A 10245-nucleotide genomic window follows, 5' to 3' on the forward strand; every position below is an offset into this window, starting at 1 on the left:
CGCAAGCCGCCATCACCCCAACGACACCCCCGCCTTGGCCCGGCTGATCCCCAGCGTCAGGATGCGCTGCAGGAGATCCGGATATTTGAGCCCGGCATGTTGAGCCGCCGTGGCGAACTCCTGGCTCTTGGCGATCTCGGGGTTGGGATTGGCTTCGATGAAATACGGCGTGCCGTCGGCGGCGAGACGAAAATCGATGCGTGCGTAGCCGTCGAGGCCAAGCGCCCGGTAGATGCGCTTCGCGGCGCGCTGGATGCGCGCGGTGACTTCGGGCGCGAGGTCCTTGGCCGGCCCGTCGACGATGCCGAGCTTCTCCTGATAGTCGGTGTCGTGCTTGGCTTTCTCCGTGGCGATGTGCCGTGATCTGCGCCCGCCCATGCTGCCGAATTTCAGTTCCCAAACCGGCAGGACGCGCAGCCGGTTGTTGCCGAGCACGCCGACATAAAGCTCGCGCCCCTCGATGAACTGCTCGGCGATGGCGGCGGATTCGACCCGCTCGTGGATGAAGGCGACGCGCTCCACGAGCTTCTCGTCGGTATCGACGATCGAGGCCTGCGAGATGCCGAAGGACCCGTCCATGTTCAGGCTCTTGACGATCAGCGGCAGCGCAAGGCGCGTCGGGCGCTTCACCTTGCGGCGCATCGGGAAGACGGCGAAGGCCGGCGCTGCGATCCGGCGGTGATGCACCAGCGTCTTGGACAAATCCTTGCCGCGCGCCAGGATCAGGCCGCGCGGATTGCACCCGGTATAAGGGACCTTCATCAGCTCGAGATAGCTGGCGATGTGCTGGTCGTAGGCGACGTTGTTGTGGAATTCCTCGAGCAGCGTGAAGACCACGTGGGGCTTGAATTCTTCGATCGCCTCGCGGATCGGCTTGATCTCGTCCTGCGCACCGAGGGCGCGAACCTCGTGGCCGGCCGCACGCAAGGTGCTCACCACGTCGTATTCCGTCTTCCAGTTGTTGATTTCCTGCGGCGTGTATCCGTCGGAGGAGTCCGGAGGCATGAAGTCCGGATGCATCAGCACCAGAATGCGTGAGCGTCTCATAGCGCGATCCATTTGCGCCGAGACGGGCCAAACAGCGCGTGCATCGTCTTGGCGGTCACGAGGACGGTGAAATCGAGAACGAGCTTCTGTTCGGGGCCGACGGCGCGCAGATCGAGCTCACGGCAGCGGGAGATCATATCATCGAGCACGGCATCGAGCGTGAGCTGGTTCTCGCCCGTCCACCGCGCGACCAGCTGCCTGATCTGCGCGCGGTGCCGTCTGATCAGGGCCGAAGCCGGCTTTGAGCGGTGATGCCGTGGATCGGCTGAAAACAGCCGGGAGAGGTCGCGGTCGTAGGTCTTCGGCGCTGTGAAGGCGTAGAACGCCTGCTTCTTCTTGTAGTGGTCTTCGAGCGTCTGGCTGAGCCGGCCCAGCGTATCGACACGCTCCCGCGTCGTGATCAGCGGCCGCTTTCCCGCAATCTCGTGCATCAGCTCGTCGACATATTCGAGCTTCTTCAGCGCCGGCCATCCGGCATATCGCGTCCGCCAGTTCGAGCGTGGGCGCAGCCACACCGCGAAGGTCTCGGCGAAGTCTTCATCCGGATGGCTTTGCGCGTACCACAGCCGGAGGTGCTGGACGTAGCGCCTGCTGGCAGGATTGGGCCGGTAGTAGCGCGGGTAGTGTTTCGACGACGGGCCGAACAGCTGCTGCCAGCGCCGGCGGCGCTGCAGCTGATAGCCGTGCTGCACGGCATGGCCGGCCTCGTGACGGAGGATACCCATGCACTCGCGCCAGGTTCCGCCCTCGACGTCGAACATCATCTTCTTCTCGAGCTTCATCAGACGGGGATGGGCGAGATAGAAGGGGATGGCGATGCCCGGCACATCGCCCGGACTGAACCATTCGCTCGAGATCCATGTGTGCGGTCGCAGCCGGATGCCCCGCTCTTCGAGCTCCTCATGGAGCGTGCTGACGCAGTCCTCGAGCCAGGTGCCTTTGACCGTAACCCTCAGGCTGGAGAGGCGCTGCTTGAGCAACTCGTCATCCGACAGCTTCTCCCAGGCAAATTTCCGGCGCGGCATCAGGAATCCAGGGGGCAGGGATGACTCGGTATCCGGATGATGTCATGGGCGGCGGCGGGCAACAACCCGTGGGGCTGCGAAGCGGGCTGCGGCGCGTCAGCGCTCAACGCCGTAGGGTGGGCAAAGCGACTTGTCCGACGTAGCTCGGAGAGTGAAGGCGGAAGCGTGCCCACCACCTTCAATATAAAAAGAAAAGGTGGGCACGGCGCTTTGCGCCTTTGCCCACCCTACGAGACCTTCCGGGATCGGAAAAACTAGTCGAACAGGCTCGACACCGACTCTTCCGCCGCGGTGCGCGCGATGGCGTCCGAGATCAGGCTGGCGATCGGAAGCGTGCGGATGTTCGGAGCCTTGGTCACCGCCTCCGTCGGCAGGATCGAGTCGGTGATCACGAGCTCCTTCAGCTTCGAGCCCGCGATGCGGGCGGCCGCGCCGCCGGAGAGCACGCCGTGGGTGATATAGGCGTAGACGTCCTTGGCGCCCTTGGCGATCAGCGCGTCGGCCGCGTTCACCAGCGTGCCGCCGGAGTCCACGATGTCGTCGATCAGGATGCAGGTGTAGCCGGCGACGTCGCCGATCACGTTCATGACCTCGGATTCGCCCGCCCTCTCGCGGCGCTTGTCGACGATCGCGAGCGGGGTGTTGATGCGCTTGGCAAGGCCACGTGCGCGCGCCACGCCGCCGACGTCAGGCGAGATCACCATCGTCTTGGAGAGATCGAACTTGTCCTTGATGTCGCGCACCATCAGCGGTGCCGCGTAGAGATTGTCGGTCGGGATGTCGAAGAAGCCCTGGATCTGGCCGGCATGCAGGTCGAGCGTCATGACGCGGTCGACGCCGGCCTGCGTGATCAGGTTGGCGACGAGCTTGGCCGAGATCGGCGTGCGCGAACCCGATTTGCGGTCCTGCCGGGCGTAGCCGAAATAGGGCAGCACCGCGGTGATGCGGCGTGCCGAGGAGCGGCGCAGCGCATCGGTGATGATCAGCAGTTCCATCAGATGGTCGTTGGCGGGGAACGAGGTCGACTGGATGACGAAAGCATCCGAGCCACGGACGTTCTCCTGGATCTCGACGAAGATCTCCATGTCGGCGAAGCGCCGTACCACGGCCTTGGTTAGCGGCAGGTCGAGGCCTTGCGCGATCGCCTGCGCGAGAGCCGGGTTTGAGTTGCCGGCGACAAGCTTGATGGAGCCGTTCTTGGCCGACATGGACGCTTCCTCCCGCGCTTTGCTGGATACGACGTTCAACATCAGAGAATACCCACTGGAAGCACGGTTACGACGGGCGAGGAAATATCAGGCCGGGGCCTGCAATGGCAACCCGGCATGCTACGTTTTCCCTCCGAAATCCTGAGTCGGGCCAACGGTTTGGCCGCAACTTGGGGCCGTGGTTTCGCGGGGGTTATCGCTCGGCATAGCCCAGCGCCGAGGCCGGCATCTCGGCCGCCGGAGCCTCCGGGATCACGCTGGCCACCGCCGGTCCCCGCAAGCCGGGAACAGTGCTCGGCGCGTCCGGCGTTCCGTTGATCATGTTGGAAAGTCCGCTGAATCCGGCCTGGGCGATCTTCCGCAGCACGAGGTCGTCGGCGGCGCCCCAGGGATCGCGGCCGCCCTTGGCGGCGGTCAATTCCTCGCCGGAGAGGCGCAATGCCCGCTGCTGGTTGGCGTCGTAGACGTCCCAGACCCAGGCGATCACGGTCTTGCCGCGCACGATTTGGGCGGAGAGGTAACTGCGCACGCGATAGGCAGCCGTCCCCTCGCGGGAGACGACGGACAGGCTGCGCAGCTTGGATTCGCTGTCGAGCACGCCGACCATGCGGTCGAACACCTGCGGGGGCGGCCCGTCGATCGATTCGAAGGCCACGGTCGCCCCTGAGCCGGTACTCGGCGCCATCGCATAGGAGTTGGCGGCACCGCCGCCGCCGGCGCAGCCGCCAAGCGCGACCGCCGCTGCCAGCAGCATGACCGCCAGCACACGCGAACCCGCGCGGCCCAGGATGAATGACGCGTCCCTCATTATGGGGGGCAGCGATATCGTTAAAATCGATTAAGGTCTAGGGCAGGAAGGACACATCATTGGGCCGATCCGGCCGAGGAATTGTCGATGAGGGGAGCGACTTTGGGGGTAATCGTTGCCTGCCTCATCGTGGGGCGGGCCGCGGCGGCAGAAAGTGCGGCCGAGGCAATCCGGGCTTTCGGACTGACCGGTACCTGGTCGGTTGATTGCAAACGGGATCCGTATCAGGCCTGTGAGAACAACCGCTGTGGCGCGCGATTGACGTACATCGCGTCGTCCTCCGGAGCGCCGACGACAAGGAATGTGATCGGGACGTTCACACCTGGGCAAGTAAGGACATTCATCAGCGCGATCTATTCGGCGACGCGTATTGCCGACGACAAGATCAAGATCGTGTCGGTTCAGGACCCTCCACCCAGCACGACACTGATCTGGTGGCGTCAGCCGGGCGAGGTTTGGGAGATCGTTCTGCTCAAGGTCGGCGACAAATATCGGACTTTCTCCGCGCATCGCGACGATTGGAAGAAGATCGAAGTCGATGAAGGTTTCGAGGTCCGACCGCCGCCGCCGCCTCCACCAGCTCAAATGTACGTTGATTTGCCGACTAAATGGCTTCGCGGAAAGAATGAAACGCCATTGTTCGAAAGATGCAGCGACTAACCTAATGGGTTGCGGCAAGAACTAGGCCGAATTCGTTCTTAATTCTCCAGCGCGATCGCGTGGATGTGGCGGCCGTAATCCGGCTCCTTGCGATGTACCGAGCGGCGATAGCTGAAGAAGCGCTCGTCGGCATAGGTGTCCAGGCCAAGATCGTCGATCATCAGGATGCCGGCGGCTTCGAGCCGCTTCCGGATGAAGCCGGCGAGGTCGAACATCGCGTGTCCGGCGCGCACCGACGGGATGAAGAACATGGCGTTGTCCGCGTCCGCCTCGATGAAGCGGGCCACGAACTCGTTGCCGACCTCGTAGCTGTCCTGTCGGATCAAGGGGCCGATCGCGGCGATGATGCCGCTGCGCGTGGCGCCGAGCTTCTCCATCGCCGAGATCGTCTGTTCCAGCACGCCGGTCAGCGCGCCTTTCCAGCCGGCATGGGCGCCGCCGATCACGCGCGCGTTGGGATCGACGAACAGCACCGGCCCGCAATCGGCGGTGGAGACGCCGAGCGCGATGCCGGGTGTTTTCGTGACCAGCGCATCGCCCTTCGGCCGCGGTCCGCTCGGCCACGGCGCTTCGGCAATGAGGACATCGGGCGAATGGATCTGGTGCAGGCTGATGAAGCGCTCCGGGGCGACGCCGACATGCTCGGCCATGCGGCGGCGGTTCTCCGCGACATGCGCCGGATCGTCGTTGGAGCCGAGCCCGCCATTGAGCGCCGAATAAATCCCGCCTGAGACACCGCCCTCGCGGGTGAAGAAGGCATGGCGCAGGCCGGGCACGGCCGACAGCAGCGACGAAGCAAGCGTCATGAAGCGCCTCCGGCCCGTTCGAGATCGCTGAGGCCGGCGATGCCGGTCAGCCGCGGCTCGGAGATGCCGAGCACCTTGAACATCGAGCCCATGCCGCTGCGCCCGGTATCGGTCAGGCGCTTGAGCGCCACCGAAATGTCGGTGGCGACTTCAGGCGTCGCCTTCTGCATCAGGGCAGCTGCGCGGGTATCGATGCCGACGCGCTTGAGGAAATCGCCCTGCGTCACCGGGCCGTGCACACGGGCGCCGACATCCTCGGCCGCGCGCGCCAGGGCCTGGAAGTCGACATGGGCTGTGACGTCGGCCTGGCCCGGCGCCTTCAGGGGATCGGTGAAGGTGTGGCGCGCGATCGCCTGGAACGTGTCGCCGGCATCGCTGCGCAGATGGCCGTAATCGATGATCAGCGCCGCGCCGTCCTGGTCGCGCACGCGCGTGGCGAGCTTCATGATCTCGCCGTCGGGGCGCCATTCGAACACGGCGCCAACGGGAGCGGCGCGCACCAGAGGCGGCAGCAGCACGTCGAAGCGCGGCGTCGGGTCGGCGGCCGCGCCGAATTGAAGCTTGCCGTTGGGATCGATCTCGATCACGCGCTCGTGCCAGCCGTTCTCGCGCTTCACCATCTGGCGGATCGGCAGCACGTCGAAATATTCGTTGGCGAGGATGATGCTCGGCCCTTCGGGCACGTCGTCGATGCTGTCGTGCCAGGCGATGTTGCGCACGCCCGCCAGCGTCGCACTCTGCCGCTCGCGCAGCACCGGATTGACCTCGACCATGTGGACGTGAAGCGCCTGGTAGAGCGGCGGCAGCACGCGCAGTGCGCGCAGCGCATCCGCCATCATGGTGCCGCGGCCGGGGCCGAGCTCGATCAGCCGCAGGAATTGCGGCGAGCCCATCTGCTTCCACACCGAGGCGGTCCACAGCCCCAGGAGCTCGCCGAACATCTGGCTGACCTCGGGCGCGGTGGTGAAGTCGCCTTCGCGCCCGAGCGGATCGCGCGAGACGTAATAGCCATAGCGCGGATGCATCAGGCACAGTTCCATGTACCGCCAGACCGGCATGGGCCCTGAGGATTTGATCAGCGCCCTGATCTCGTTGAGTAGCGGCTGTTCGGTCACGGTCTGTCTTCTCGAAAGGAATTAACTGATAGCCCCGGCGGGCTTCGGCGCGCCGCGCCTGATAGCCAATACAATAAGTATGAGGCCTACAATAAGCATCGGGATCGACAACAGCATGCCCATGGTTAATCCGCCCCAGAGGAAGCCGAGCTGGACGTCCGGCTCGCGGAAATGCTCGCCGGCGATGCGGGTCAGGCCATAGATCAGGATGAAGGCGCCGAGGATCATGCCGGGCCGCTTCAGGGCGCCGAAACGGATCATGATCGCGAGCACGGTGAACAGCAGGATGCCCTCCATGCCGGCCTCATAGAGCTGGCTCGGATGGCGCGGCAGCTGCGTCGGATCGTTGGGGAAGATCATCGCCCAGGGCAGGCTGGGGTCGGCGGCGCGGCCCCACAATTCGCCATTGATGAAATTGGCGATGCGCCCGAGCAGCAGCCCGACCGGGGCGACTGCCGTGGTGATGTCGCCCAGCGACAGGATCGAGATGCGGTTGCGATAGGCAAACCACATCACCGCGACGACGCAGCCGAGGAAGCCGCCATGGAAGGACATGCCGCCCTCCCACAATTTGAAGATCGCGGCGGGGTGATCGATGAAGAAGGGCAGATTGTAGAACAGCACGTAGCCGGTGCGGCCGCCGAGGATGATGCCGAGCGTGACCCACAGGATGAAGTCGTCGATCTGCACCAGCGACATCGGCGCGGGGCCGCTCCACAGGCGCTCTTTCTTCAGCAGCGAGCGCGCATAGAGCCAGCCGAACACGATGCCGCTGATATAGGCCAGCGCATACCAGCGGATCGCGAACGGACCGATCTCGATGGCGATCGGCTTGAAGGCGGGAAAGTCGATGAGCAGAAAGGGCATCAGGCCTTCTAGACTTAAACGAGATTGCGGCGATAGAGCGCCAGCAGACGCTCCCAATGCCGCTCGGCAGCGTCGCGGTCGTAGACCGGACGCTTGGGGAAGGCGAAGCCGTGATGCGTGCCGGGATAGATCTCGACCTCGGCCTTGGCACCGCTCATGCCCTGCTTGACCTTCTCGATGACCTCGGCGGGCGCGTAGATGTCGGTCTCGGCGCAGGCGAAATAGAGCTCGGCCTTGGTCTTGCCTGAGGCGAGATGCGGGCTGTTGTCTTCGTCGGTCGCCAGATGCGTTCCGTAGATCGAGGCGGCGGCCTTGACGCGGTCGGCAAAGTGCGTGGCCGCGTTGACGGCGTAACGGCCGCTCATGCAATAGCCGACGGTGCCGACGATTTTCGTATTGGCAGCCGCCTGGCCCTCGGCATAGGTGAGCAGGGCCCTGGTGTCCTCCATGATCATGGGAATGTTGAGCGAGGCCATGAGCTGGAACATGCGCTTGCGCTCGGGTGCATTCGGATCGGCCGGCAGCGCGCCGAGCTCCATCACGCCGGAGCGGTAGTAGAGGTTCGGCAGCATCACGTAATAGCCCGAGGTGGCGAGCCGGCGCGCCATGTCGCGCAGCTCCTCGCGGATCGCCGGCGCATCCATGTAGAACAGGATGATCGGAAACGGCCCGCCGCGTTCGGGATGGGTGATGAAGGTTGCGGTGTGGCCGTCCTTGGTGGGAATCGCGATCTGCTGATCGATCATCTCGTGCGCCTTCTGATTCTTGTTATGCAGGGACGTTGAATACGATTGCAAGGAAACCGGGGCATGACAAGGATACCGCCGATCGGCCCTTGAACCGTTTCGCCCGGATTGCCATTGTCTTTTCGCGCGTTCGCGCAAAGTTTATCTGAGGCCGCCAGGAGACCGACATGACCCAGACCAACAACCGGTTTTTCGACGAGATCGGCCGCCTGATGAACGACGCCGCCGGTGCCGCCCAGGGCGTCAAGCGCGAGTTCGACACCGTGATGCGCACCCAGGCCGAGAAATTCCTGCGCGACATGGACCTCGTCAAGCGCGAGGAGTTCGAGGCGGTCAAGGACATGGCCCGCCTCGCCCGCGAGGAGAACGAGGCCCTGAAGGCGCGCATCGTGGCGCTGGAGGCCAAGTTCGGCGGAACGCCGACATAAGGCCGCCGTTCTCGCTTACCCTCCCCTCCAGGGGAGGGTGGGGACCCCGCCGGGCGGGCCATTCTCCTTGTCATTTCCGCATCTTCCGGGTAAAAGCCCGCCAAGTTCGCGGCCCCCGCACCCCTGGAGGCTTGCTGCGAACTGCACCATGGGCCGCGCTGCGGCCCATTAACTTTTGCAAAAACAAGGACTTAGACTATGGCGACGACCGTCAAGGAATTGAAGGCGACCGCACGTCCGAAGAGCGGCAAGGGGGCCGCCCGGGCTGAGCGTCGCGCCGGGAAAGTGCCCGGAGTGATCTATGGCAACAAGCAACCCCCGCTCCCGATCTCGGTTGACGATCGTGAACTGCGCCAGCGCATCCTCGCCGGCCGGTTCCTCACCACGCTGGTCGACATCGACCTCGAGGGCAAGAAGCACCGCGTGATCCCGCGTGACTATCACCTTGATCCGGTCAAGGATTTCCCGATCCATGTCGACTTCATGCGTCTCGGCGAAGGTGCCACCATCCGCATCAGCGTTCCCTTGCATGTGGTGAAAGCGGAAGGTTCGCCCGGCGTGAAGCGCGGCGGCGCCGTCAACATCGTCGCGCATTCGATCGAGCTCGAATGCGGCGTCGAGAGCATCCCGCAATTCATCGAGGCTGATGTCGGCTCACTCGAAATCGGTCACTCGCTGCATCTGTCGGACATCAAGCTGCCGGCCGGCGTGAAGGCGCTGACCCGCGAGGACGCGACCCTCGTCACCATCGTGCCGCCGTCCGGCTACGCCGAAGAGCAGAAGGCCGCGGCTGCGGCTGCAGCTCCGGGCGCTGCTGCGGCTGCTCCGGCGGCTGGCGCTGCGGCTCCGGCTGCGGGTGCTGCTGCTCCGGCTGCGGCTGCCAAGGCTCCCGCCGGCGGCGACAAGAAGAAGTAATCTCTCAAAGAGCTGGGCGCGCGGTCCTTGATCGCGCGCCGAGCGAGGGGCGCGCCGCGTCATGCGACTCTTTGTTGGGCTCGGCAATCCCGGCGCGAAATACGCACGTAACCGGCACAATATCGGCTTCATGGCCGTCGACGAGATCGCGCGGCGGCATGGCTTTGCACCATGGCGCCGCAGGTTTCAGGGCGAGACCTCGGAAGGTGCGCTCGGTACTGAGCGCATCATCCTGCTCAAGCCGACAACCTACATGAATGACTCCGGCCGCAGCGTTCAGGAGGCGGCAAGCTTCTTCAAGATCGCGCCCGGCGACGTCACCGTGTTCCATGACGAGCTCGAACTGCCGCCGGGCAAGGTGCGGGTGAAGATCGGCGGCGGCATCGCCGGCCATAACGGCCTGCGCTCGATCTCCGCGCACATCGGCAACGAGTATCGCCGGGTCCGGCTCGGCATCGGTCATCCCGGCGTCAAGGAACTGGTGCACGGCCACGTGCTGTCGGACTTCGCCAAGGCCGACAACGACTGGGTGGCGACGCTGTGCGAGGCGGTGGCCGAGCACGCGGCACTGGTTGCCAAAGGCACGGACGCGACCTTCGCCAACAGGGTGCATCTCGCCA

Annotated in this window: 12 protein-coding genes; 4 read left to right on the forward strand and 8 right to left on the reverse strand. The window is 64.7% G+C overall.

What is annotated here, in order from left to right; all coding sequences use genetic code 11:
* Positions 1–12: 12 nt before the first annotated feature.
* From AB7535_RS43760 to AB7535_RS43775, 4 genes are all read right to left on the reverse strand, one after another.
* On the reverse strand, positions 13–1047 hold the full coding sequence (locus tag AB7535_RS43760) for a D-alanine--D-alanine ligase family protein (protein WP_063985561.1): 1035 nt from the start codon (positions 1045–1047) through the stop codon (positions 13–15).
* Positions 1044–2072, reverse strand: a complete 1029-nt coding sequence (locus AB7535_RS43765; RefSeq protein ID WP_063985560.1) for a putative zinc-binding metallopeptidase — start codon at positions 2070–2072, stop codon at positions 1044–1046. The genes AB7535_RS43760 and AB7535_RS43765 overlap by 4 nt, the downstream gene beginning before the upstream one ends.
* A gap of 254 nt (positions 2073–2326) precedes the next feature.
* Positions 2327–3280 carry a ribose-phosphate pyrophosphokinase gene (locus AB7535_RS43770; RefSeq protein ID WP_028151562.1) on the reverse strand — a complete coding sequence of 318 codons (954 nt, stop codon included), beginning with the start codon at positions 3278–3280 and terminating at the stop codon, positions 2327–2329.
* Between the two features lie 193 nt (positions 3281–3473).
* Positions 3474–4088, reverse strand: a complete 615-nt coding sequence (locus AB7535_RS43775) for a hypothetical protein (RefSeq protein ID WP_085398491.1) — start codon at positions 4086–4088, stop codon at positions 3474–3476.
* Positions 4089–4175: 87 nt separating this feature from the next.
* On the opposite strand from AB7535_RS43775, the gene AB7535_RS43780 reads away from it, so the two are divergent.
* On the forward strand, positions 4176–4748 hold the full coding sequence (locus AB7535_RS43780; protein ID WP_135216021.1) for a hypothetical protein: 573 nt from the start codon (positions 4176–4178) through the stop codon (positions 4746–4748).
* 38 nt (positions 4749–4786) lie between these two features.
* Here AB7535_RS43780 and pgeF read toward each other — a convergent pair whose 3' ends face one another.
* Genes pgeF through AB7535_RS43800 form a run of 4 tightly spaced genes read right to left on the reverse strand, consistent with a single transcriptional unit; the run spans position 4787 to position 8282 of the window.
* The gene (gene pgeF / locus AB7535_RS43785; protein WP_085398493.1) at positions 4787–5554 is read right to left on the reverse strand and encodes a peptidoglycan editing factor PgeF; all 768 of its coding nucleotides are present in this window, start codon (positions 5552–5554) and stop codon (positions 4787–4789) included.
* Positions 5551–6669: a class I SAM-dependent methyltransferase gene (locus AB7535_RS43790; RefSeq protein WP_085398494.1), complete on the reverse strand. Its 1119-nt coding sequence runs from the start codon at positions 6667–6669 to the stop codon at positions 5551–5553. Before AB7535_RS43790 ends, pgeF begins: the two co-directional genes overlap by 4 nt.
* Before the next feature lie 21 nt (positions 6670–6690).
* Positions 6691–7536, reverse strand: a complete 846-nt coding sequence (lgt, locus tag AB7535_RS43795; protein WP_085398495.1) for a prolipoprotein diacylglyceryl transferase — start codon at positions 7534–7536, stop codon at positions 6691–6693.
* Between the two features lie 14 nt (positions 7537–7550).
* Positions 7551–8282 (reverse strand): dienelactone hydrolase family protein, encoded by a 732-nt coding sequence (locus AB7535_RS43800; protein WP_085398497.1) that lies wholly within the window; start codon positions 8280–8282, stop codon positions 7551–7553.
* Positions 8283–8449: 167 nt separating this feature from the next.
* Between AB7535_RS43800 and AB7535_RS43805 the strand changes: the two genes are divergently transcribed.
* The 3 genes from AB7535_RS43805 to pth all read left to right on the forward strand — a co-directional run.
* On the forward strand, positions 8450–8710 hold the full coding sequence (locus AB7535_RS43805) for an accessory factor UbiK family protein (RefSeq protein ID WP_071909564.1): 261 nt from the start codon (positions 8450–8452) through the stop codon (positions 8708–8710).
* 198 nt (positions 8711–8908) lie between these two features.
* Positions 8909–9625 carry a 50S ribosomal protein L25/general stress protein Ctc gene (locus AB7535_RS43810; protein ID WP_071909565.1) on the forward strand — a complete coding sequence of 239 codons (717 nt, stop codon included), beginning with the start codon at positions 8909–8911 and terminating at the stop codon, positions 9623–9625.
* A 61-nt stretch (positions 9626–9686) separates the two neighbouring features.
* The coding region (gene pth, locus AB7535_RS43815; RefSeq protein ID WP_441279807.1) for an aminoacyl-tRNA hydrolase at positions 9687–10245 on the forward strand (559 nt) is incomplete at its 3' end.

This window comes from Bradyrhizobium sp. 956_D2_N1_4, assembly GCF_052076025.1.
GTDB lineage: Bacteria > Pseudomonadota > Alphaproteobacteria > Rhizobiales > Xanthobacteraceae > Bradyrhizobium > Bradyrhizobium barranii.

What these genes read in the sequence shown, in the direction of transcription:
- AB7535_RS43780 (WP_135216021.1), top strand. Translation starts at nt 4,176, where the DNA reads ATGAGGGGAGCGACTTTGGGGGTAATCGTTGCCTGCCTCATCGTGGGG.
- AB7535_RS43810 (WP_071909565.1), top strand. Translation starts at nt 8,909, where the DNA reads ATGGCGACGACCGTCAAGGAATTGAAGGCGACCGCACGTCCGAAGAGC.
- lgt (WP_085398495.1), bottom strand. Translation starts at nt 7,536, where the DNA reads ATGCCCTTTCTGCTCATCGACTTTCCCGCCTTCAAGCCGATCGCCATC.
- AB7535_RS43770 (WP_028151562.1), bottom strand. Translation starts at nt 3,280, where the DNA reads ATGTCGGCCAAGAACGGCTCCATCAAGCTTGTCGCCGGCAACTCAAAC.
- AB7535_RS43765 (WP_063985560.1), bottom strand. Translation starts at nt 2,072, where the DNA reads ATGCCGCGCCGGAAATTTGCCTGGGAGAAGCTGTCGGATGACGAGTTG.
- AB7535_RS43800 (WP_085398497.1), bottom strand. Translation starts at nt 8,282, where the DNA reads ATGATCGATCAGCAGATCGCGATTCCCACCAAGGACGGCCACACCGCA.
- AB7535_RS43760 (WP_063985561.1), bottom strand. Translation starts at nt 1,047, where the DNA reads ATGAGACGCTCACGCATTCTGGTGCTGATGCATCCGGACTTCATGCCT.
- AB7535_RS43775 (WP_085398491.1), bottom strand. Translation starts at nt 4,088, where the DNA reads ATGAGGGACGCGTCATTCATCCTGGGCCGCGCGGGTTCGCGTGTGCTG.
- AB7535_RS43805 (WP_071909564.1), top strand. Translation starts at nt 8,450, where the DNA reads ATGACCCAGACCAACAACCGGTTTTTCGACGAGATCGGCCGCCTGATG.
- pgeF (WP_085398493.1), bottom strand. Translation starts at nt 5,554, where the DNA reads ATGACGCTTGCTTCGTCGCTGCTGTCGGCCGTGCCCGGCCTGCGCCAT.